The sequence below is a fragment of the Brevibacterium sp. HMSC07C04 genome, from assembly GCF_001815905.1.
Lineage (GTDB): Bacteria > Actinomycetota > Actinomycetes > Actinomycetales > Brevibacteriaceae > Brevibacterium.
This window is the reverse complement of sequence record NZ_KV823250.1, coordinates 50,099-72,042: the sequence shown is the minus strand read 5'-3', so window position 1 is coordinate 72,042 and position 21,944 is coordinate 50,099. Positions and strand designations below refer to the sequence as shown.

General features: G+C 62.8%; 19 protein-coding genes and 1 riboswitch. Of the genes, 5 read left to right on the top strand and 14 right to left on the bottom strand.

From position 1 onward, the window contains the following. The 6 genes from HMPREF3162_RS11990 to guaB all read right to left on the bottom strand — a co-directional run. Positions 1-669: IMP dehydrogenase (locus HMPREF3162_RS11990; RefSeq protein ID WP_256282677.1), on the bottom strand; the 669-nt coding region annotated here is incomplete at its 3' end. A 56-nt stretch (positions 670-725) separates the two neighbouring features. Next, a complete protein-coding gene (locus tag HMPREF3162_RS03870; protein WP_070776968.1) occupies positions 726-1,499 on the bottom strand; it encodes a TenA family protein in 774 nt (257 codons plus the stop codon). A gap of 112 nt (positions 1,500-1,611) precedes the next feature. Continuing rightward, a complete protein-coding gene (thiD, locus tag HMPREF3162_RS03865; protein ID WP_070776967.1) occupies positions 1,612-2,511 on the bottom strand; it encodes a bifunctional hydroxymethylpyrimidine kinase/phosphomethylpyrimidine kinase in 900 nt (299 codons plus the stop codon). Further along, positions 2,508-3,206 carry a thiamine phosphate synthase gene (gene thiE / locus HMPREF3162_RS03860; RefSeq protein ID WP_070776966.1) on the bottom strand — a complete coding sequence of 233 codons (699 nt, stop codon included), beginning with the start codon at positions 3,204-3,206 and terminating at the stop codon, positions 2,508-2,510. Before thiE ends, thiD begins: the two co-directional genes overlap by 4 nt. Beyond that, a complete protein-coding gene (gene thiM / locus HMPREF3162_RS03855; protein WP_070776965.1) occupies positions 3,203-4,060 on the bottom strand; it encodes a hydroxyethylthiazole kinase in 858 nt (285 codons plus the stop codon). The genes thiE and thiM overlap by 4 nt, the downstream gene beginning before the upstream one ends. Then, positions 4,048-4,141: riboswitch (TPP riboswitch) on the bottom strand. Its footprint overlaps the gene before it by 13 nt. A gap of 190 nt (positions 4,142-4,331) precedes the next feature. Beyond that, positions 4,332-5,879, bottom strand: coding sequence for an IMP dehydrogenase (guaB, locus tag HMPREF3162_RS03850; protein ID WP_070776964.1), 1,548 nt, complete (start codon positions 5,877-5,879; stop codon positions 4,332-4,334). 167 nt (positions 5,880-6,046) lie between these two features. On the opposite strand from guaB, the gene HMPREF3162_RS03845 reads away from it, so the two are divergent. Continuing rightward, complete coding sequence (locus HMPREF3162_RS03845; RefSeq protein WP_070776963.1) at positions 6,047-6,457, top strand: HsmA family protein; 411 nt, start codon at positions 6,047-6,049, stop codon at positions 6,455-6,457. Between the two features lie 6 nt (positions 6,458-6,463). On the opposite strand, the gene HMPREF3162_RS03840 is transcribed toward HMPREF3162_RS03845, so the two are convergent. Beyond that, entirely contained in the window at positions 6,464-7,504 is a 1,041-nt protein-coding gene (locus HMPREF3162_RS03840; RefSeq protein ID WP_083318895.1) for a pseudouridine synthase, read from the bottom strand. A gap of 157 nt (positions 7,505-7,661) precedes the next feature. On the opposite strand from HMPREF3162_RS03840, the gene HMPREF3162_RS03835 reads away from it, so the two are divergent. Next, positions 7,662-8,993: an AMP-binding protein gene (locus tag HMPREF3162_RS03835; protein WP_070574621.1), complete on the top strand. Its 1,332-nt coding sequence runs from the start codon at positions 7,662-7,664 to the stop codon at positions 8,991-8,993. An 85-nt stretch (positions 8,994-9,078) separates the two neighbouring features. Here HMPREF3162_RS03835 and HMPREF3162_RS03830 read toward each other — a convergent pair whose 3' ends face one another. From HMPREF3162_RS03830 to HMPREF3162_RS03800, 7 genes are all read right to left on the bottom strand, one after another. Further along, a complete protein-coding gene (locus HMPREF3162_RS03830) occupies positions 9,079-11,160 on the bottom strand; it encodes an acyltransferase family protein (protein ID WP_070776961.1) in 2,082 nt (693 codons plus the stop codon). A 361-nt stretch (positions 11,161-11,521) separates the two neighbouring features. Continuing rightward, a complete protein-coding gene (gene groL, locus HMPREF3162_RS03825) occupies positions 11,522-13,108 on the bottom strand; it encodes a chaperonin GroEL (protein ID WP_070574625.1) in 1,587 nt (528 codons plus the stop codon). Between the two features lie 104 nt (positions 13,109-13,212). Continuing rightward, the gene (groES, locus tag HMPREF3162_RS03820; RefSeq protein ID WP_070574627.1) at positions 13,213-13,506 is read right to left on the bottom strand and encodes a co-chaperone GroES; all 294 of its coding nucleotides are present in this window, start codon (positions 13,504-13,506) and stop codon (positions 13,213-13,215) included. Positions 13,507-13,795: 289 nt separating this feature from the next. Further along, on the bottom strand, positions 13,796-14,725 hold the full coding sequence (locus tag HMPREF3162_RS03815) for a TatD family hydrolase (protein ID WP_070776960.1): 930 nt from the start codon (positions 14,723-14,725) through the stop codon (positions 13,796-13,798). A gap of 5 nt (positions 14,726-14,730) precedes the next feature. Next, positions 14,731-16,311 (bottom strand): methionine--tRNA ligase, encoded by a 1,581-nt coding sequence (metG, locus tag HMPREF3162_RS03810; protein WP_070776959.1) that lies wholly within the window; start codon positions 16,309-16,311, stop codon positions 14,731-14,733. Between the two features lie 89 nt (positions 16,312-16,400). After that, on the bottom strand, positions 16,401-17,243 hold the full coding sequence (gene rsmI / locus HMPREF3162_RS03805) for a 16S rRNA (cytidine(1402)-2'-O)-methyltransferase (protein WP_070776958.1): 843 nt from the start codon (positions 17,241-17,243) through the stop codon (positions 16,401-16,403). Beyond that, a complete protein-coding gene (locus tag HMPREF3162_RS03800) occupies positions 17,240-17,749 on the bottom strand; it encodes a DUF4190 domain-containing protein (protein ID WP_070776957.1) in 510 nt (169 codons plus the stop codon). Before HMPREF3162_RS03800 ends, rsmI begins: the two co-directional genes overlap by 4 nt. Before the next feature lie 102 nt (positions 17,750-17,851). Between HMPREF3162_RS03800 and HMPREF3162_RS03795 the strand changes: the two genes are divergently transcribed. The 3 genes from HMPREF3162_RS03795 to HMPREF3162_RS03785 all read left to right on the top strand — a co-directional run bounded on the left by HMPREF3162_RS03795 (position 17,852) and on the right by HMPREF3162_RS03785 (position 21,928). After that, positions 17,852-19,510: a dolichyl-phosphate-mannose--protein mannosyltransferase gene (locus HMPREF3162_RS03795; protein ID WP_256282676.1), complete on the top strand. Its 1,659-nt coding sequence runs from the start codon at positions 17,852-17,854 to the stop codon at positions 19,508-19,510. A gap of 207 nt (positions 19,511-19,717) precedes the next feature. Then, the gene (locus tag HMPREF3162_RS03790; protein ID WP_070574637.1) at positions 19,718-20,986 is read left to right on the top strand and encodes an acylneuraminate cytidylyltransferase; all 1,269 of its coding nucleotides are present in this window, start codon (positions 19,718-19,720) and stop codon (positions 20,984-20,986) included. A 30-nt stretch (positions 20,987-21,016) separates the two neighbouring features. Further along, entirely contained in the window at positions 21,017-21,928 is a 912-nt protein-coding gene (locus tag HMPREF3162_RS03785; RefSeq protein ID WP_070776956.1) for an N-acetylneuraminate synthase family protein, read from the top strand. The last annotated feature ends 16 nt before the right edge of the window (positions 21,929-21,944 follow it).

Here is a 21,944-nt window from a genome sequence, read left to right as displayed (position 1 = left end):
GGATGCTGCACCGCCTCCGAAGCCCACCAGCACCCCGGCGGCACCCGTGCGCATGAGGTGCAGGGCAGGTGTGTAGGCGCTGACACCGCCGACGATCACGGGGACGTCGAGTTCGTAGATGAACTGTTTGAGGTTGAGCGGGTCGGTTGTGTTGGACACGTGTTCGGCGGAGACCGTGGTGCCGCGGATGACGAAAAGGTCAACCCCGGCGTCGACGACGGTCTGGTAAAACTCCTGGGTCCGCTGCGGTGTGAGCGCACCGGCAACGGTCACACCGGCTTCGCGGATCTGCGCCAGGCGGGCCGTGATGAGTTCGGCCTTGATGGGTTCGCGGTAGATCTCCTGCATGCGCTCGGTGGCGCGCTGGTCGTCGAGACCTGCGATTTCGTCAAGCAGCGGCTGGGGGTCTTCGTAGCGAGTCCACAGACCTTCGAGGTCGAGCACACCGAGCATGCCGAGTCGGCCCAGAGCAATGGCTGTTGCCGGGCTGACGACAGAGTCCATGGGTGCGGCAAGGTAGGGCAGGTCGAACTGGAAGGCGTCGATCTGCCAGTGGAGTGAAACATCCCGGGGATCGCGGGTGCGCCGCGAAGGGATAACCGCTACGTCGTCTAGTGAATAGGCCCTGCGTCCGCGCTTTCCGCGGCCGATTTCCAACTCTGTGCTCACGTATCCCAGCTTATCCCAGCGCACTGACGCGGTGCGGGTGGGCGGCACCTCGTCAATCAGGGCTTCGGCGTCGTCCAGTCCTCGTAGACGTGGGCGCTGGCCCAGAAGTGCAGTTCGTACAGGCTGGCCTGTTCGAACACGGCCTTCATTTCAGCGCGCATTACCGGGGTGGCCTGTTCCATTTCGCGTTCGAGGATCGCAACGGCTCCGCGGGTGGCTTCGTCGAATTCGGGGCTGTCGTACATGGTGATCCACGAAGCGAAGGGGTGCCCGTCGAGGCTGGATCCGGCTTTCTTCATGAGCACCTTGCCGATGTGGGCGTACACCCAGAAGCACGGCAGCACACCGGCTACACCCACCTGGTAGGGGCGCAGTGCGGCTGTGGCCATGAGGAACGACACGTAGCCCAGGGAAGTGGGACTGACGATGACGGTTTCGGCGTCACGGCCTTCGTCCGAGCCGCGCTCACCGTGGCGCAGACCGCGAGCCTGCGCGGTTTCCTGCTGGATTTCCCTGACCAGCGGGGCGAAGCCCTCGTCTGCGAAGACGGCTTCGTGGAGTTCGTTTTCGGCAACAACGGCTTCTGATGTCGCTCCTGCCCAGAACTCCATGTCGTCGTTGCGGGAGGACTTGCTCGACAGCTGGGCCATTGCCCGGCCGTAGCCGTCCAGGTAGACCTCGTCCTGCAGCAGGTAGTGGACGAAGACCTTCGGGTCGAGGCTGCCGTCCGAGAGCTGTTCGATGAAGGGCAGGGCTTCGATGTCGTTGATGATGGGGGCCACGTGTTCCCAGAGTTCACGGCTGTGGGGGCCTGCGATGAATTCGCTCATTGTGTCTCCTGACAGTCGTTTTGCGGTCGTTGTTCCGCTTCGGTTTATTGCAGGGGTGCGCTGATGTACTCAGCACTGTGTGGGCACTGCTGCAGCGTTCAGTGCTCTGCGCTCAGCGGGTGATGTCGACAATGTGGTCGACCGGCCCGTGGGCACCGTCGGGGTTCAGCGACAGCTGCCAGTCGGCTGCGCTGCCGATGGCGCGGGCCAGGTAGTCAAGTGCCGCACCGACGGCATCCCCCAGCGCCTCCCCGCTCGAAGCGCCCGCAGGGTCTTCTCCCGCGGTAGCCAGAGCGTGCCGGCGGTGGGCGACCTCTGCGGCTATGGCCGCCGACAGCGTGCAGCCGGTGCCGTGGGTATTGGCCGAAAAGACGCGCGGGTGGCTGAATTCGCGCCACGCGATGTCGTCGCCTTCGGCAACCGCGAGGATGTCGGTGACGATGTCATCGGCACCGTGCCCGCCTTTGAGAAGCACGGCTTTCGGCCCCATTTTCAGCAGGCGGGCAGCCTGTTCGCGCATCTGTGCGGGAGTGCCGGCTTCGGGTTCGTCATCGCCCAGCAGGAGTGCTGCTTCAGGCAGGTTGGGAGTGATGAGACCGGCGTGTGGCAGCAAAGCGGTGCGCACCGCTTCGATTGCGCTCTCTGCCAGCAGTCGGTGGCCGGAGGTTGCGACCATGACGGGGTCGACCACCAAAAAGCCCAGACGGCCAGCCGCAGCATAGTCTGCCGTGGTCTGCACGAGTTCCGGTGTGCCGAGCATCCCGGATTTGCTCGCGTCAACGTGGATGTCATCAACGACCGAATCGAACTGGTCGATCACGAAGTCGTGGTCGATCTCGTAGATGCGGCTGACTCCGTGGGTGTTCTGTGCGACGAGGGCCGTGATGATGCTGGCTCCGTATGCGCCGCGAGCCGTGAAGGTTTTGAGGTCCGCCTGGATTCCCGCACCGCCGGAGGGGTCGGTGCCGGCGATGGTGACGGCGACGGGAGGACGATGGCCTGCTGCGGTCATGAGCTTTCTCCTGTGTAGGCCGCCAGAATGTCCCGGGCTGCTCCGGCCGGGTTTGGTGCGGTCATGATGGCTGACACAACGCAGATTCCCGCGGCACCCGTACCGCGCAGCGCTGCGGCGTTGTGGTCTTTGATCCCGCCGATGGCAAATGCGGGCAGGCCCGCTTTTCCGGCGCGGTCGCGGAAACCTTCCGGGCCGATGGCACTGCGTCCGGTCTCTTTGGTCTGGGTGGCGTACACCGGCCCGATGCCGACCAGATCGACGTTCTGGCTTCGAGCGCGCGCAAAGTGTTCGGGCTCCTGGGCTGAAACACCCAGCAGCGGTTCCGCACCGATGCGCTGGCGCACATCGTCTGCCGACATGTCGCCTTGACCCACGTGCACGTGGACTTTTCTGCCGCGCTCCAGAAGGCGGGCTGCGACATCGACGCGGTCATTGACGAAGACGGGGACGTCAGTTTTGATGCTGTGCTCAGCGCGTGCGCGCTCAACGGCATCGAGCACGCTCAGGGTGAGCTTTTCGAAGCCTGCATCGTCAATGTGCTTATCGCGCACCTGCACGATGCCCACTCCCCCGGCAACTGCCTGGGCGACGGTCTCGGCCACCGTGCGCCCGGCGCTTTCGGCCATGGCGGTGTCAGTGACCAGGTAGAGGTCGGTGCGGTAGTCGGACAGGCGGTCCAGTGGTGCGCTCATGCGGTTCCTCCCGTTGTCCACGCGGTCTCAATTCGGGCTAGGTCATCTGGCCCCACGGCGTGCATGCAATCGAGGAAGTGCGCGGCGAATGTTCCGGGTCCGCTGGCTTGTGTGTGCGCTGCCTGGGCGGCCGAGGTGAAGTGCAGGTGCGCTGCTGCCGCGGCCATGCCTGTTCTCACCCGGGGGCTGAGGTCCTGTGTCTGCCGGGTGTGGGCAGCTGTCGCGGCGTAGGCGGCAGCGAGTGCTCCGAGCGAGCACCCGGTGCCGATGACGCTGGGCATATAGGGACTGCCGCCTGTGATCGTCACGGTGTGGGTTGCGGAATCGTCGGCGAACACAATGGCGTCAGACTCCCCAGAAACGGCGGCGACAATGCCGGTTTGGGCGAGGCTTGCCGCTGCTGCCAGGGCGTCGTCGACGGAGTGCGTTGAGTCGGTTCCGCGGGCGCTGCCGGACTGCTGGGCCAGGCCGATGATTTCGGAGGCATTGCCGCGCACAATGGCCGGGCCGCTGTTCAGAGCGAGCATAATCCTGGAGGTGCGGTGCCCGGAAATCCCAAAGCCCACGGGGTCGAGCACCCACGGTTTGCCGGACTGAGCGAAAGTGTCGATGGCACCGTCAGCTGACAAGTACTGGTGGGATGTTGGTGTGCCGAAGTTGATGAGCAGACCGTCGGCGATTTCGGCGAAGTCTGCAGCGTCGGCTTCGTGGTCGATCATGGCGGGGCTGGCACCTGACGCCAAGAGCACATTTGCGGCGAACTGCTGAACGACCGTGTTCACAATGCACTGCACGAGCGGCGTGCGCTGCCGCAGAGTTTCAAGCAGTGCGCCCGCATAGTCTTTGAGTTCCATGACATCCCTTCGCTGGTCCTAACCACACAGGTTCAACGGGTTAATCTCAGCCGCTGCTTCGCGGCACCCCGTGTCACTTTGCTCACCCTAGCATCCACCCCTGACATGGACCGACGGTGCAAGCCCACGACGCAGGCCCCGTCCTGCACCGCACACCAGCGCAGTAGGCCCGACAGCCGCGACCTCCGCCTCGTGAGCAGACAGCTGTGCGCCCGGCCAGAGGCACGGGCGCACAGAAGACGATCACAGACGCCGGATCGGCTGCGGCGGATCAGTGGTAGTTGGGGGCTTCCTGGGTGATCTGAATGTCGTGAGGATGGCTTTCCTTCAGACCCGCAGTGGTCAGGCGCACGAACTGCCCCTTGGCCTTCAGTTCCGGAATCGAGCGGGCACCCACGTAGAACATGGTCTGACGCAGGCCGCCGGTGAGCTGATAGGCCACCTGACGCAGCGGACCGCGGTAGGAAACACGGCCCTCAATGCCTTCGGGCACAAGGTCGGTGTCGGTGACGACATCGGCCTGGAAGTAGCGGTCTTTGGAATAGGAGCGTCCCTTGCGCGGAGCCATAGCCCCAAGTGAGCCCATACCGCGGTATGCCTTGTACTGCTTGCCGTTGACCAGGATGAGCTCGCCGGGGCTTTCCTCACAGCCTGCCAGCAGCGAACCGAGCATGACCGAATCGGCACCGGCGACAAGAGCCTTGCCGATGTCGCCCGAATACTGCAGACCACCATCGCCGATGACCGGCACACCGGCTTCGCGGGCAGCCTGATAGGCCAGGTTGATTGCGGTGACCTGCGGGACACCCACACCGGCGATGATGCGCGTGGTGCAGATGGAGCCCGGGCCCACACCCACCTTGATGGCGTCAGCCCCGGCGTCGATGAGCGCCTGAGCTCCCGCACGGGTAGCCACATTACCGCCGATGACCTGCACGTCCTTAAACGCCGGATCCTTTTTGAGCGACGTGATCATGTCGGTCACACCGCGGGCGTGGCCATTGGCGGTGTCGACCACCAGGACGTCCACACCCGCTTCGGCCAACAGACCCGCCCGCTCAAAAGCATCGCCGTAGAAGCCGACCGCAGCACCCACGAGCAGGCGTCCTTCGCCGTCCTTTGAGGCGTTGGGGTATTCATCGCGCTTGACGAAGTCCTTGACCGTTATAAGGCCCTGAATCTTGTTGTTCTCGTCAACCAGCGGAAGCTTTTCGATCTTGTGCTCCGCCAGCAGTTCGTAGGCCTTTTCGGCGGACACATTGTGGGGAGCGGTGATAAGCGGCATCTTCGTCATGATTTCGCCGACCGTGGTGGTGGCGAAGTCAGTGCGCGGCACAAAGCGGAGGTCGCGGTTGGTGATGATGCCCACGAGAGTGTTGTCATCATCAACCACCGGAAGGCCGGAAATGCGGTACTGACCGCACATGTGGTCAAGCTCTTCGAGTGACTTTTCGGCAGTGATCGTCACCGGATCGGTGATCATTCCCGATTCCGAGCGCTTCACATAGTCGACCTGAGCGGCCTGATCTTCTTTCGACAGGTTGCGGTGAATGATTCCCACACCGCCGAAGCGGGCCATGGCGATTGCCATGCGGGATTCCGTCACGGTGTCCATAGCGGCTGAGACCAGCGGAACCGCAATGTCGAGTTCGCGCGTCAGGCGAGTTTTCGTTGTGGCCTCCGACGGGATGACATCTGTGTCTCCCGGCAGCAGCAGGACGTCGTCATAGGTCAGACCGGTGAGCGAAAACGGATCTTCTGCGTCTTTGAAATGCTGGTGAACCTCTGGCAAGAGAACCCTTCCTCCGGTTGAGACCATAACCGCGTGCCATTCGCATGACATCCGCGGTGTTTTTATGAACCTATCCTAAGGGGTTCGCGCTGGTCTTCCCGATGCGGGTGAAGCGCAGAATCAGCCGAAAGTATGACCCCGAATTCAGCTTTCCGCGCGATGTGCCGAAGAATTGAGCACGCCAAGCTGAAGGCATGCTGATTCTTGCGATTGTCCTCATTTCACTGGCACTGGTCTTCTACACGATCGGCGTATGGGCCGAGCGTCTGAAGAAGACCCTCACCTGGCCGCACGTGGCCCTGTTCGGAGCAGGCCTGCTCTTCGACGCGTCAGGGACCGAGGTGATGCGCCGCATTGCCGCCGCCGGCGCATCGACAATGTCGAACGCACCCGATGGTTCCCCCGCCCAGATTCTGTCGATCACCATGGCGATCACCGGCCTGATCGCGCTCATCCTCATGGCAGTGCACTTCTTCTGGGCTCTCATCGTGATGATCAAGGGCACCCAGCGGGCCAAGGCCGTCTTCCACAGATTCTCTGTCACCGTGTGGGCCATCTGGCTGGTCCCCTACCTGACAGGCATGGTGTCCTCAATGGTCGCCTGAGCACATTCACCGAGCCGGCCCCTCCGGCAGCGTGAGCGGGAAGTTCGACTGGAACTCCCGTTCCTTCCCGCTGAGCGGATCGGCAAAGCGCAGCCCGTCTGCCACCAGCTGCAGCGGGTCGGAGAAATCGTACGGGTCCGGTGCCCAATCAGCCGGGTAGACGGGATCACCCACCATCGGCACGCCCAGCCCATTGAGGTGTACGCGCAGCTGGTGGGTCTTCCCGGTGACCGGCTCCAAGGCGAACTCTCCGATCGAGGTGAGCTCCGCCTCGTGAGCCGGCATCGAGGCTTTCGGCCCTACGAGGGGTGCCGATTCCGGCGGAAGCCTGCGGGCAGCCCAGCCGCGGATGCCCTCAAACCGCAGGCGGGTTTCGGTGTTGGGGATCCCGGGCAGTTCAACCACTTGGCGCTCGCCCTTGGTTTTGTGCAGGCGGGTGCGGCGGACGGCAGGCAGGGTCTCAGGGTCGAAGTCGGGCGGCAGCCAGGCGAGCGCGCGGTAGGTCTTGTGCACGCGGCGGTTTTGGAAGAGAACCTGGTAGGCGCCTCGGGTTTCGCGGCGCCGTGAGAACAGCAGCAGGCCTGCGGTCACGCGGTCCAGCCGGTGGACGGCAACCAAGTCGGGTTCGTTCAGCTCAAGGCGGAGACGGGTCACCGCCGACTGGCGCACAAAACGGCCGTTGGGGGTCGAAGCGAGGAAATGCGGTTTGTCGACGACCACAATGTCGCGATCTTCATAGAGGACGGTGAGGTCAAAGGGGACGGGGTCTTCTTGCGGGACCGGCCGGTGGAAGAAGTAGAAGCCGCCGGGAATGACGGGATCTTCCGGGGCGGCTGGACGGCCGGTTTCGTCTGTCAGACAGCCGCCGTCGGGGTGCTCCGTCAGCCAGGTGCGCTCCTGTGGAGAGTGGTCTGGGAACTCCTGAGCCAGCCACGCGTGGACGGTCTTCGGCACCGGCAGGTGGGCTTTTGCGGATGTCTGGTTCCCGCCGGGAGCACGCAGGCGGTTTGCGCTGATCCCCTCACGAGGAGGAAGGGGGCTTTGCATCACAACCTCCATGCAGTCTCGGAGCGGGTGTGGAATGGACAAGGTTCGGCCTGGTGACAGCGCGATTTTGCAATCTATTTGAAATAAGAAAACCCGCCGAGTTCAGCGTATTCGCGATAAAGTCGACCGGGCCGGAATTTTATCGACAGGAGAAGCTGTGAAGCTCACCACCATGCTGCAGAACGTTGTTTCCGACCATGGGGACCGTATCGCACTGGTCACTCCGACAGAGCGCGTGACCTACGCGCAGCTGGACGATAGGGCGCGGCGGGCGGCCGCAGTGCTCGCCGCTCACCAGGTGTTTCCCGGTGATCGGATCGGCGTAATGACCCTCAACAGCGCTTCAGCCGTATATACGCTGTTCGGCGCGTGGTACCTCGGGGCGATTCCCGTTCCCCTGAATCCGAAGATGGATTCGGATGACCTCGAAGCAGTCATCAGCCACGCGGGCATTGAGGTTGCTCTCGTGTCGGCCGAACTGTGGAAAGCCGCCAAGCGCGTTGACCTGGGCATTGAGTGGATTGTGTCCGAGGCCGGCCGTAGTCAGCGTGCAGAGGGCCGCGGTGGAAACGGTCGTTCCGGCGGCACTGTTTTCGAAACGACCATTGACGCTGTCGACCCGTACACGGAAGCTGAATACGAAGACGCCGCGACCGCGCTCATTCAGTACATCGACCTTGTTGACGGTATTCCGCGCGGCGCGGTATTCACCCACGCCGGCCTGGCCGAAGCACAGCCAGCTGTTGCACGGGCCATGGGAATCGACGGCTATGACGTGGTGCAGACCGCCTCTCCCCTGTGGAATCCCACAGCCTTGCACACTTCGATTCTGACCCCGCTGTCGTTGGGTGCCGCGGTGGTGTTGTCGGCTGATCCCAAGCCGGCCTCGGCAGCATCACTTGTGCAGAAGGCCGGTTCGACGGTGGTCACCGGCACGGAAGCGGCGCTTCTTGCAACTCTGCCGGGGGCGACCTCTGCTGGTTTTGCGCCGGGTGACATTGAGCGGATTTTTGTGCTCGGCACCGTGTCGTCACCGCGAGTGGGTGCTGAAATTGCGCGCGCCTATCGGGCTAAGCACTTCTATGGCCTGTACTCCCCCGGTGCTGCCGCGGGTGTCGGTCTGCTGATCACGGCTCAGGACATTGTGAAGGCTCCCGGAGCTGTGGGCACCGCCGAACAGGGAACCGGCATTGACGTTCGAATTGTTGAAGGCTCCGGCACCGCCATGGGCGGAGCCTCCCCTGACGAGGTGGAAGCCCGGGACTCGGCTGCTGCTTCCGGTGGGGATACAGCGGCGGCGGGGGACGACGAGCGTTCGGCCTCTGGAGAGGTCTCGGCTTCGCACGGTGAGCTGCAGCTGCGCGGTCCCGGCCTGCTGAAGAGCTTCTGGCGCAATCCGCTTGCAACCGCCGATTCGCTTGACGGCGAATGGCTGCGCACCGGAGTGACAGCCCACCTCGACGGCGAAGGGCGAATTCACGTGGACTGAGGCGCAGACCGATTAGCTCACGCTCAGGTGTTTCACGGTCAGGGCCGGGTGCAAGCGGCAGACTGCCTGCACCCGGCCGCTGCTGTCAGGTGGCGCTGCTCTGCCGCATCAGCCAGCCGAAGTCCTGCCGCATTTCCTTTTCCAGTCCGTCCGCCAGGGAACGCGCAAACGGCGCCGTGAAGTGGCCGTGGTCGTAGCTGGTCAGGATGTTGCCCACAATCGCATCGCAGTTGTCGGCTTGTGGATCGTTGACGGCGGGACAAACGTATTCCTTCATGTCCAGCGAATAGGCGCCGTCGGGAAGATCCGTCTGCGGATCTTCTTTCAGCCACTTCTTCGGTATGCCGCATTCCTGCGACGTTCCGCCGTCGGACAAGCATCGAGGGATGTCGAGGTTGCTGTCCTTGGGTGCAGCGCGCATGAGCATCAGCTGCGTGCCTGTCTCGGTGATCTGCTTCCACCAGTACGGGGCGCGATCAAGAATGTACTCTTCATCCCGCGCTTCATCCGTGCGGGATCCCGACGCAACCACCAAGTCGACGTCGTTGGAGGCGAGCCATTCCACAAGATTTTCGTTGTATCGTCCGCACATTGAGTCTGGAGACAGTTCTCCGCCGAGCGGGCAGCCGCCCTTATCCAGCACGATGACTTCCCAGCCGTATTTGCGTGCCAGGCTTTTGAACGTCGTCTCCCAGTGGCCGCCGAATGACCCGCCGGTCAGAACAATCGTCGCCGTGGGCTGCGACGGCGCACCTTCGTCCTCACAGACCAATACAACATCCGTGCCCGGGTCATCGCCCGAGCTCTGCTCACAACCCTGATAGAAATACGGGGACTTGAAGTCTCGTGCCTCTTCTGGCATCGGAACCATGTCTGCCTCCGGAAGATCGCGGTCGTCCTCCCAAAAGGCGATGTGTGCCCCGGGGTATACGTCCTGGTTCAGGTCTTCGTATGCGGTCCGGACTTCACCGTTGGAATTGGCCAAAGGGGTGATGACAAGCGCCCCGACAAGCATTGCCGCTGATCCTGCCGGGATCATGGTCTTGTTGCGTTTGAAGATCGTGCCTATGCACGAAGTCGACCGCGGCGCCAGGCGCAGCTCGACAGACCGATAGGTTGCTGCCGCGAGAACCAAGGTGATGAAGAAGACAAGGGCCGCGCCCTTAATGCCGACGGCGGATCGGTCTCTGATGTTCAGGTAGAAGATGAGAACCGGCCAGTGCCACAGGTAGATGCCATAGGACCGGTCAGCAAACCAGCGCACCGTGGGCGACTTCAGGAACCTCGAAGCCGAGAACCGATCTGCGGGCGTACCGCTGAGGTCCCCAGAAACCATCACGAGCAGCCAGCCGAACAGCGGCCACAGAGCCAAGGGGCCGGGAAACACCTGGCCTCCGTCGAACACAAATCCAGTTGTGGCGATCATTGCAAGGCCAATCCACCCGGCTGGCAGCCGCCAGCTGCTGCGCACACGGATCCGGTCAAGGACAAGAGCAGCAAGACCGCCGAACGCGAACTCCCAAAGCCTGGTCCAGGTCGACAGATAGGCCTTGTCCTGAGCATAGAAACCCTGGATGGCCGCCCACAGCAGTGAGATGATCAGAACACCGCTGAGGGCCAGGGCGATCGCCCGGACAAAGTGCATCCCCCGGACTGTGCCGGCGGAAATCGCCACTGCGACGAAGAAGACAGGCAACACAGCATAGAACTGTCCCTGTACTGACAGTGACCAAAAATGTTGGTACAGCGACGTCTGCGGCCCCGCTGCCCCGTAGGCCAACTGCGAGCGGATGAGCTCGAAGTTCTCAAAGTACAGAAGCGAGGCGCGCGCCTCAGCAAATGCCTGACGGTGAGCGGTTTTGGGCAGGATGAAGTATGCGAAGGCTGCCGTAATGCCGATGACGAGGGCTGCGGGTATGAAGATTCGCCTGTACAGTCTGCCGAAGTATTGCGTCAGGTTGACCTGGCCATCGGCGGTGAACTCCCGCACCAGCATGCTGACAAAGAGAAAACCGGTAACCGCAAGAAATATGTCAATGCCACCGGAGACTCGCCCTTGGCCGAAAAGGTGGAAGAGCACAACACCCAGCAGCGCAAGCCCGCGAACACCGTGAAGCTCTGGACGAAATCTGCGTTCGGGAACACCCAACATCGAAGATACTCGCACCGGCGTACTCACTACAGCGAACTTTCATCTCGACTCAACGTGCACAGCATGCTGGCCGGAGCATGCTCGATTTTCGTACGGCTGAAAGCCAATTCGCTCAGTATTCCGACTACGAGTGTCAGGAACGTGAACTCAGGGTTTCGGCAAGGGGTAAGTTCCTCTGGCAGCTGAGATCCACCTCGTCCTTCTGAGTCACCCGCGCCCTGCGCACAAGGACTCCCTTTAGCAACAGAAACTCCCGTTAGCCGGACTGCTAACGGGAGTTTCTGTTGCTAAAGGGTGGGCACACCCAAATCCAGACGGCTCAGGCGCTGAGCCTGAGCCTCAAACTCAGGCAATAAGCCAATCGTCAGCTAGACGCTCAGTCGTCTTCGTCTTCTTCCTGCTTCTCGACCACGAGCGATTCGGTGGTGAGAACCAGGGCTGCGATCGATGCTGCATTGCGCAGTGCCGAACGGGTGACCTTGACCGGGTCGATGATGCCCTTGCCGATGAGGTCGCCGTATTCGCCGGTTGCTGCGTTGTAGCCCTCGCCGAGGTCGAGTTCTTCGACCTTGGACACGACGACGAAGCCGTCCTGTCCGGCGTTTTCGGCAATCCAGCGAAGCGGCTGGCGCACAGCGCGGCGAACAATCTCCGCGCCGGTGGCTGCGTCGCCTTCCAGGCCGAGGCCTTCGGCAGCAGCGGATGCGTGCACGAGTGCGGTGCCGCCGCCGGCGACGATGCCCTCTTCGATGGCTGCGCGCGTAGCCGCAACTGCGTCTTCGACGCGGTGCTTGCGCTCCTTGAGCTCAACTTCGGTGGCTGCTCCGACCTTGATGACGGCAACGCCGCCGGCCAGCTTAGCCAGGCGCTCCTGCAGCTTTTCGCGGTCCCATTCGGAATCGGTCTTTTCGACCTCTGCGCGGATCTGGGCGACGCGTCCGGCAACAGCTTCGTCTGCTCCGCCGCCGTTGACGACCGTGGTGTTGTCCTTGGTCACGGTGACGGTGCGTGCGGTGCCGAGCTGTTCGAGGGTGGCCTGTTCGAGCTTCATGCCCATGTCGGGCGTGATGACTTCGCCGCCGGTGAGGACTGCGAGGTCTTCCAGGATTGCCTTGCGGCGGTCGCCGAAGCCGGGAGCCTTGACGGCGGCAACGTTGAGGATGCCGCGCATCTTGTTGACAACCAGCGTCGACAGGGCTTCGCCTTCGACGTCTTCGGCAATGATCAACAGCGGCTTGGATGCCTGCTGGACCTTTTCGAGCACCGGGAGGAGGTCCTGGATGTTCGAGATCTTGCCCTGGTTGATGAGGATGTAGGGGTCCTCAAGAACAGCTTCCTGGCGGTCTGCATCGGTGATGAAGTACGGCGACAGGTAGCCCTTGTCGAACTGCATGCCCTCGGTGAATTCGAGTTCGACCGCGGACGCCTGCGATTCGTCGATGGTGATGACGCCGTCCTTGCCGACCTTTTCGAAGGCCTCGGCGATCAGTTCGCCGATTTCCTCCGACTGTGCCGACAGTGCTGCGACGTGTGCGATTTCCTCAGATCCGGACACTTCGCGGGCGTTTTCGCGCAGGCGGGCCTCGACGGCTTCGACTGCGGCTTCGATACCGGCTTTGAGCTGGCCGGGGGCTGCGCCGGCGGCCACGTTGCGCAGGCCTTCGGACACGAGCGCCTGTGCCAGAACGGTTGCTGTGGTGGTGCCGTCACCTGCGACGTCATTGGTCTTGGTGGCGACTTCCTTGGCCAGCTGGGCACCGAGGTTTTCGTAGGAGTCGTTGAGTTCGACTTCGCGGGCGATGGTCACACCGTCGTTGGTGATGGTGGGTGCGCCCCACGCCTTGTCGAGGACGACGTTGCGGCCCTTGGGTCCCAGCGTCACCTTGACGGTGTCGGCCAGGACGTTGACGCCCTTTTCGAGTGCCTTGCGGGCTTCGTCGTCGAACAGAAGGGTCTTAGCCATGGTTCACTTCTCTTTCTGTAAGCCTTTGCCTATTGGGTGAGCGCCTTGCCCGTGGGGCGGGCTCTGCCTCTAGGGAGCGGCAGCTGCTGTTGGTGCGGAAGTGATCAGGCGATGACTGCGAGGACATCGCGAGCCGAGAGCACCAGGTACTCTTCGCCTGCGTACTTGACTTCGGTGCCGCCGTACTTGGAGTAGATGACTTTGTCGCCGACTTCAACGTCGACGGGCACGCGGGTGCCGTTTTCGGCAACGCGTCCGGGTCCGACTGCGACGACTTCGCCTTCCTGCGGCTTTTCCTTGGCGGTGTCCGGGATGACGAGGCCGGAGGCAGTGGTCTGCTCGGCTTCGACCTGACGGACGACGATCCGGTCTTCAAGCGGCTTGATGTTCACCGACATGGAGGAAACTCCTTCGATCAGTTGTATGAAGGTTGCTGTGGTCAACTTGAGCGGAGGGGACAGCTGGGGCGCTGTCTTCTGACGAGGCGCCGCCCGCTTTGGTCTGTTTCCTGCCGTCGTCGCGGGTGCCGGCGGGAACGGTCCTTGACGAGTGCGGTGTGCTGAGGTTTCCGGCTGAGCCCTGTGCTCAGCTCACTGTTCAGCGATTAGCACTCGCACCACTCAGGTGCTAATTCAGACTGTAGTCCGCCCCTGGCACTCGGTCAAGCCGAGTGCTAACCGCTGTCAGTCAGGACCACTCCCCGATTGCCCGCAGAGCATTGGCGGTGGTGACGTTCGCAATGTGCTCTTCGGTGACTCCGCGCACTTCGGCCAGCTTGCGCGCGTTGAGTGCCGCGAGATACGGCCCGCCGGGCTTGCCGCGGTGCGGGGGAGGGGTGAGGAACGGCGCATCGGTTTCAGTCAGCAGGAGTTCATCTGGCACGACCGCTGCGGCTTCGCGCAGCCCGTCGGCGTTTTTGAACGTGATGTTTCCAGCAAAGGACATGAAGTATCCGCGGCGAGCGCACTCTTGGGCCATCGCAACATCGCCGGAGAAGCAGTGGAGGATGGTGACCTCTGGCGCCCCGACTTCAGCAAGGGTGTCGAGAACGTCACTGTGTGCCTCGCGGTCGTGGATCTGCAGTGCCAGACCGCGGCGCTTGGCGATTTCGATGTGCGCGCGGAACGATTCTTTCTGCGCCCTCATGTCCGCACTGTCCGATGCGTCGGTGCGGAAGTAGTCGAGTCCGGTTTCCCCGACAACTCGCACGCGCTCACGGCCTGCGAGTTCGTCGATTTCCGCCAGGGCTTCGTCCAGTTGGCCCGCGCGGGCCAACGTCGGCGCTTCGTTTGGATGCAGTGCAACCCCGCCCAGCAGCCACGGCCTTCCAGCGGCAGCTTCGGAGGCCACGGTGTCGGCCGTCCAGCGGGCGGCCGGCAGGTTGCAGCCGATTTGGACTACGCGTTCGATGCCGGCGGCCATGGCGGATTCGTAGAAGAACGACATCGGCGGAAACTCTTCGTCTTCGCCGGGTTGGACGTCTTCTGCGATGACTTCGCCTGCTTTCAGCGGCAGGCGCACGCCGGTGCAGATGTCCAGGTGGGTGTGGGCGTCAACACCGGGTGTCGCCAGACGTTCCGGTACTTCCGGGTACTCCCCCGCTGCGCGTGAGGCCACGCCTATCAGTCCTCCGGTTCTGTGTATTTGGGAAATACGGGTTCGGGCTTGGGCAGTTCGGTGCCGCCGCTCAGGCGCACATCCAAAGCTGCGAAGCTGCGCGGGTCGTCGGCTTCGATATTGTGCGCACCAGCTTCTGCCGTACCGGCTTCCACACCCAGAAGGTCGAGCACTTTGGACGCGGATTCGGGCATGACCGGCTGAACCAGAATGGTAACTCGGCGCAGGACTTCGAGAGTCGTGTAGAGAACTACCGTCATGCGGCGCTCGTCGGTTTTGCGCAGTTTCCACGGTTCCTGCGCGGAGAAATAGCGGTTGGCAGCTTCGAGCACCCGCCACAGGGCGCCCACATAGCGGTGGAGTTCCTGCAGCTGCACTTCCGAACGCGCCTTGTTCAGCAGAGCCGCGGCCGCGTCCAGAAGTTCGCGGTCGTCATCAGTGAATTCGTCGTCGGAAACGTCCGGCACAGTCCCGCCGAGGTTTTTGGCGACCATGGACAGCGAACGCTGCGCCAGATTGCCGTATTCATTGGCGAGGTCAGCGTTCTTGCGCGAAATGATGCCTTCGGCGGAATAGGAGCCGTCCTGACCGTAGGAGATCTCCCGCAGCACAAAGTAGCGCAGGGTATCGAGTCCGAAGCTGTCGATGAGGTCATAGGGGTCGACCACATTGCCGATCGACTTGGACATCTTTTCGCCCTTGTTGAACAGGAAGCCGTGGGCGTGGACGCGCTTGGGCAGTTCGAGGCCCGCGCTCATGAGGAATGCCGGCCAGTAGACCGAGTGGAAGCGCAGGATGTCTTTGCCGATGATGTGCACATCAGCCGGCCAGAATTCGCGGAACGACTCAGATTCGACATCCGGGTAGCCCACGCCGGTGAGGTAGTTGGTCAGCGCGTCGACCCACACGTACATGACGTGCTTGTCATCGCCTGGAACCGGCACGCCCCAGTCGAAGGTCGTGCGCGAAATCGAGAGGTCCTGCAGCCCCTGTGACACAAAGCCGATGACTTCGTTGCGGCGGCTGTCCGGGCCGACGTATTCGGGGTGCTCTTCGTAGAGTTTGAGCAGTTTGTCCTGGTAGGCCGACAGGCGGAAGAAGTAGGACTCTTCCTCTGTCCATTCGACTTCCGTGTCGGTGCTGATGGAAACGCGGGTGCCGTCTTCGCGCAGCGTGGTTTCGTCGTCAGCGTAGTAGGCCTCGTCCCGCACCGAGTACCAGCCGGAGTATTTGTCCAGGTAGATGTCCCCGGCATCGACCATCTTCTGCCAGATGAACTGACTGGCCTTGAGGTGGTCTTCGTCCGTTGTGCGGATGAAGCGGTCGTAGCTGCAGTTGAGGTCGTCGTGGAGCTTCTGGAATTTCGCGGCGTTGCGATCGGCGAGTTCGCGGGTGCTGATGCCCTCTTTTTGGGCGGTCTGCTGCATTTTCAGACCGTGTTCGTCAGTGCCGGTCATGAAGAACGTGTTTTCGCCGTCCAGGCGCTTGAACCGCGCGATCGTGTCCGCTGCGATGTATTCGTAGGCGTGGCCGATGTGCGGCTGGCCGTTGGGGTAGGCGATCGCCGTGGTCATATAGAAGCTCATGTGGCACAGTCTACGGGCGGTCACTGACATCACGAGGCGCCGCCCACCTTCGGCTGCACCGCCCTGGTTCTCTTCGCGGCAGGCCGGGGTCAGTCCCGGTGCAGATAGGCTTCGTAGACCTCGCGAGTCTTCAGTCCCGCGGTTTTGGCAACCTGAGCGGCCGCGTCTTTGCCGCGCATGCCCTGAGTGACGAGTTCTGAAACCCGTTCGAGCACATCATCCGGTTCGAGCCCTGGACCGTCAGTGCCAGATACGACCAGGGCGATTTCACCTCTCACCCCGTCGGCTATGTCGGCCAGCACGTCCACGGCGCGGCCGCGGATGACTTCCTCGTGCAGTTTGGTGAGCTCTCGGCACAGTGCGATCCTGCGGTTGGGGCCGAACACTTCGACAATCGCTTCGACTGACTGGACGATCCTGTGTGGGGCTTCGTAGAAGACCATGGTGCGCTCTTCGCTCTGCAGTGACTGCAGGAGACTGCGGCGCTTGCCGGCTTTGCGCGGCAGGAAGCCCTCGAAGGTGAAGCGGTCGGTGGGCAGTCCCGACAGCGCCAGCGCGGTTGTCACGGCGGTGGGGCCGGGCGCACTGGTCACGGGCAGGCCGCGATCGGATACGGCTTTGACCACCTGGTATCCGGGGTCGGAAACGCCGGGCATACCGGCGTCGGTGAGCAGCACGACGCGCATGCCAGAATCGACGGCATCGGCGATTTTTTCGGCGCGGGACTGTTCGTTGTGGTCGAACAGGCTCATGATCTTGGCCGTGTGTTGGACCGCGAGCCGTTCGGCAAGGTCGAGGAACCGGCGGGTATCTTCGGCCGCGATGAGGTCAGCCGCAGCGATCTCTTCGCGCATGCGCGGCGAAGCGTCCCCGAGGTTGCCAAGCGGCGTGCCCACAAGCACGAGTGCAGCTCGGTCCGGGTGGTCGTTCACGAGTTTGCGAGCGTTCCCGCACCGATAATAAGGCCGAAGAACGCGAGCATGCCCAACAGGAACAGCACAACAAGGCCGGTGCCGATGTAGCCGCAGATCAGCCCGCCCAATGCCATGCTTCGACCCTGTTCGCCCGTCTTCTTGATCTGGGACAGAGAGACGTGCCCCAGAACGATGCCGACCAGCAGACCCAGGAAGAGCGGGCTGAAGGTCCACCCCAGAACGAATCCGACAAGCGAGCTGACCAGCGATCCGATTGCCAAGCCGTTGGTGCCCGGCGATTGGTAATAGCCCGCCGGCTGGCCGTAGGGCTGTCCATAAGCCTGCCCGTGCGCTGGACCATAGCCGTACTGCCCAAACGCCCGCTGACCGTAGGGGTGCTCCTGGTGGCCATACTGCGACTGTCCGTAGGACGGGCTTGTATAGCCGCTTTCAGAGTGCGAATACGGCTGCAGACTGCTCTGCGGCTGTTCGTCCGGCGGCTGGGGGATGTGTGAACTGGACACGGCGGCTCCTCGAATATCGGGATGCGTATCCGCCCAGTGTAGTCATGACCGCCCCGGCACTGTCAGCTCAGCTGTGTCAGAGCCTGGCTTTAGACTGGCGTCGTGAGTTCCTTGACAGCAGACGCGCGCAGCGGCACCGGATCAACGCGCATCCGGCACCCCAGACCGCGCGCTCAGGTGCCGCAGAATCCCGCACTGAGTTCTGTGTGGGGCTGGGTGTGGCCGCTGCTGATCGCCGTGATCGGCGGGGTGCTGCGCATGCTGCGTCTGGACCATCCTGGCGAACTCGTGTTCGATGAAACCTACTACGTCAAAGACGCCCACTCCGTTGCCCACCACGGAGTCGAACTCAAATGGGCAGAAGACGCCAACGACAAGTTCGCCGCCGGTGATTTCTCTGCTCTGAGCGGCGATCCTTCCTATGTAGTCCACCCACCGCTGGGCAAATGGATGCTCGGCGCAGGGCAGCTGCTCTTCGACGGCGGAGCAAACCCCTTCGGCTGGCGCTTTGCCGCAGCGCTCATCGGCACGCTCACCATCGTGATCATCGCCCGCATTGCCATCCGCATGTTCGGTTCGGTATGGCTAGGCACCGCGGCGGCCCTTCTCCTGGCAGCTGACGGTCAGCACTTCGTTCATTCGCGCACCGGCCTGCTGGACATCTTCGTCATGTTCTTCGTGCTCATCGCGTTCTGGCTGCTGCTCATCGACCGCGATGACGCCCGCCGGAAGATCCTGCAGCGCACCGCACTGCAGCACGCTGGCGAGCCTCACCTCGAAAAGCAGCACAGCCCGAGCCCCAAATCATGGTTCATGCCCGCTTCGTTCGGCCCTTCTCTTGGGCTTCGCCCCTGGCGGCTGGCCGGCGGCATTGCCCTAGGCCTGGCCTGTGGCGTCAAGTGGAACGGCCTGTACGCACTGGCTGTTTTCGGCATCATGATCGTGCTGTGGGATGTTGCCAACCGCCGTGCGGCCGGTGTCAGCCGCCCGTGGCTTGCCGCTCTCGGCAAGGACTCCGTGCCGGCGTTCATGTCGCTCGTCCCGGTTGCCGGAATCGTGTACCTGCTGTGCTGGACCGGGTGGATTCTCAGCCCCAAGGGCTGGGACCGCGGCTGGGCGGCTGACAACAGCGGCTGGTGGGACTTCCTGCCGGACTGGCTGGTCAGCCTCGCGCACTACCACTACACGGCCTACAACTTCCACGTAGGACTGGACAAACCGCACACCTACATGTCGAATCCATGGGGCTGGACAGTTCAGTGGCGGCCCACCAGCTTCTACTACCGCTCCTATGGCCCTGGCGAACACGGCTGCGCAGTGGACAAGTGTTCGGCTGCGATTCTCGCCGTGGGCAACCCGGTGGTGTGGGGTCTGGGCACCGCGGCACTCGTCGTAGTGCTGCTGGCCTGGGTGCTGCGCCGTGACTGGCGAGCCGGCGCGGTTCTTGCCGGACTGGCGGCCGTGTGGCTGCCGTGGTTCAACTACCAGCACCGCACCATCTTCACCTTCTACACCATCGTCATGGTGCCGTTCATTGTTCTCGCACTCGTCTACGCTCTGGGGATCGTCTGGGGAAGAGCCACAGGCGGCACGGCCGTCCAGGGTGCGGCAGCACAGTCCCTGCGTGCGCGCCGACTGGCGGTTGCCGTGATTCTGGCAGCCGCGGTCCTCGTGTTTGCCTTCTACTACCCCATTTGGACGGGCGCCACGATCCCCTACGATTCGTGGCGCATGCGCATGCTCAACCCCACCTGGATCTGACCGGCCCTGCCGCACACAGCCAACCTCCCCGGCACATCCGCACCGGCAGAAGTCGGGCAACTCAATCGCGCCTGCCTACAGCACCGCATGCAAACACACCCTCAGCAAAACCCGTCCAGTTTCGGAAGGAAGGTTAACCGGAAACCAACTGGAGTGTTGCTTTGATTTAAAGTTCTGTTCGCAACGGAGTCCTGATAATGGCCCCCTATGACCATTTCAGCCAACACTCCCCCGTCCCCCGCCACAGCAAACACATCGGATACACAACGCGCATCGGCGGTGGCAATCATTCCGGCCCGCGGCGGTTCCAAGGGAATCCCCCTGAAGAACCTGCAGAAGATCGGCGGACGCTCCCTTTTGGCGCGTGCTATCGAAGCGGCACAGAGAAGCACGGGAATCGATACCGTCGTCGTTTCCACCGACCACCAGGGCATTGCAGAAGAAGCACGCGCTCACGGGGCCGAAGTCGTCATGCGCCCCGACGACATCAGCGGTGACACAGCTTCCAGCGAATCCGCCCTGCTCTACACGCTCGCGCAGCTCAGCCGCACCCACCGCCCCTTTGACATCACGGTGTTCATTCAGTGCACCTCGCCGTTCATCAGCCCGCAGGACCTCGACGAAGCAACAGAGGCCGTGGCCGCCGGACGCCACGACGTTGTCTTCTCAGCCGCTGTTGACCATTCGTTCCTGTGGAAGCTCAGCTCGGACAACACCGCCGAAGCCGTCGGCCACAGCGCGGAATTTCGACCCCGCCGCCAAGACCGCGAACCGCACTACTCCGAAACCGGCGCGTTCTACGTCATGCGCACCGCGGGCTTTCAGGAATCGGGCCACCGCTTCTTCGGTTCGATCGGCATCCAGGAAGTCCCGGAAGACGACGCCCGCGAAATCGATTCGCTGTCCGATCTCACGCTGCTGCGCGCGCTGGCTGATCAGCGCCAGCAGGACACATCACAGCTGAGCGAACTCGACATCGACGCGGTTGTCACGGACTTCGACGGCGTGCACACTGACGACCGCGTGTTCACCGCAGAGGACGGCACCGAGACCGTGCCGGTCCACCGCGGCGACGGCATGGGAGTCTCCCGCCTGGTCAAGGCAGGTGTTCCGTTCCTCATCCTGTCCAAGGAGCGCAACCCCGTGGTCACCCGCCGCGCAGAGAAGCTGCGGGTGGAAGTCGCCCAGGGCATCGACAACAAGGCCAGCGTGATCGCCGACTGGATGGCTTCGCACGGGCTGGACCCCGCCCGGGTCGCCTATGTCGGCAATGACGTCAACGACCTCGAAGCGTTCAGCGAAGTCGGCTGGCCGATTGCCGTCGCCGACGCCCACCCGGCTGTTCTCGCCGCCGCCCGCCACGTGTTGGCAGCAGAAGGCGGCCGAGGTGCCGTCCGCGAGGTCTGCGACCTCGTCCATGTGCCCACTCGCCATTCTGCGAGTGCCCAAGAACCCGACTCACCCACCACACTCTGAGCCGAAAACCACCTACCCGAAAGGATTGACATGACCGCTGTCCCCTACTCCACCACCAGCGCAGGAAAGACCATCACCCCCGTCGGCATCGGCGAACACAAGGTCGGACCGGGCAACCCCACCTACCTGATCGGCGAAATCGGCATCAACCACAACGGTGACGTCGAACTGGCCAAGCAGCTCATGGACGTGTCGAAGGTTGCCGGCGCACAGGCCGTGAAGTTCCAGAAGCGCAACCCCGAAGTTGCGGTACCGGAACACCAGAAGTCGAAGCCGCGCTCCACACCCTGGGGCGAAATGACCTACCTGGAATACAAGTACCGCGTTGAGTTCGAAGACGAGCAGTACACCGAAATCGACCGCTACGCCAAGGAGCTGGGCCTGCAGTGGTTTGCAAGCCCGTGGGATGTTGACTCGGTGAACTTCCTGGAGAAGTTCGACGCTGTCACCCACAAGGTCGCTTCGGCCTCCATCACGGACGTCAAGCTGCTCGAAGCTCTGCGCGACACCGGCAAACCGCTCATCATGTCGACCGGAATGTCGACTCTCGAACAGATCGACCGCGCCGTGGAGATCCTCGGCACCGACAACCTGGTGCTCATGCACGCAACTTCGACCTACCCGCTGCCTGCGGACGAAGTGAACCTCTTGGCGATTCCGGCTCTGCGCGAACGCTACGGCATTCCGGTCGGCTACTCCGGCCACGAACTGGGCACCACCATCACCACCGCCGCAGTCGCCCTGGGCGCTGTGACCGTTGAACGTCACATCACGCTGGATTCGACCATGTGGGGTTCGGACCAGTCGGCTTCCATGGAACCGGCTGAGTTCATTGCGCTGGGACGTCACATCCGGGAAATCGAAACTGCTCTGGGTGACGGCAACAAGCGCGTCATGCCGGGCGAAGAACCCAAGATCGCGTCCCTGCGCGTCCACAGCTGAGTCGCGCCGACCACCT

What these genes read in the sequence shown, in the direction of transcription:
- HMPREF3162_RS03845 (WP_070776963.1), top strand. Translation starts at nt 6,047, where the DNA reads ATGCTGATTCTTGCGATTGTCCTCATTTCACTGGCACTGGTCTTCTAC.
- groL (WP_070574625.1), bottom strand. Translation starts at nt 13,108, where the DNA reads ATGGCTAAGACCCTTCTGTTCGACGACGAAGCCCGCAAGGCACTCGAA.
- thiM (WP_070776965.1), bottom strand. Translation starts at nt 4,060, where the DNA reads ATGGAACTCAAAGACTATGCGGGCGCACTGCTTGAAACTCTGCGGCAG.
- HMPREF3162_RS03785 (WP_070776956.1), top strand. Translation starts at nt 21,017, where the DNA reads ATGACCGCTGTCCCCTACTCCACCACCAGCGCAGGAAAGACCATCACC.
- thiE (WP_070776966.1), bottom strand. Translation starts at nt 3,206, where the DNA reads ATGAGCGCACCACTGGACCGCCTGTCCGACTACCGCACCGACCTCTAC.
- groES (WP_070574627.1), bottom strand. Translation starts at nt 13,506, where the DNA reads ATGTCGGTGAACATCAAGCCGCTTGAAGACCGGATCGTCGTCCGTCAG.
- HMPREF3162_RS03870 (WP_070776968.1), bottom strand. Translation starts at nt 1,499, where the DNA reads ATGAGCGAATTCATCGCAGGCCCCCACAGCCGTGAACTCTGGGAACAC.
- guaB (WP_070776964.1), bottom strand. Translation starts at nt 5,879, where the DNA reads ATGGTCTCAACCGGAGGAAGGGTTCTCTTGCCAGAGGTTCACCAGCAT.
- metG (WP_070776959.1), bottom strand. Translation starts at nt 16,311, where the DNA reads ATGAGCTTCTATATGACCACGGCGATCGCCTACCCCAACGGCCAGCCG.
- HMPREF3162_RS03790 (WP_070574637.1), top strand. Translation starts at nt 19,718, where the DNA reads ATGACCATTTCAGCCAACACTCCCCCGTCCCCCGCCACAGCAAACACA.
- HMPREF3162_RS03840 (WP_083318895.1), bottom strand. Translation starts at nt 7,504, where the DNA reads ATGCAAAGCCCCCTTCCTCCTCGTGAGGGGATCAGCGCAAACCGCCTG.
- thiD (WP_070776967.1), bottom strand. Translation starts at nt 2,511, where the DNA reads ATGACCGCAGCAGGCCATCGTCCTCCCGTCGCCGTCACCATCGCCGGC.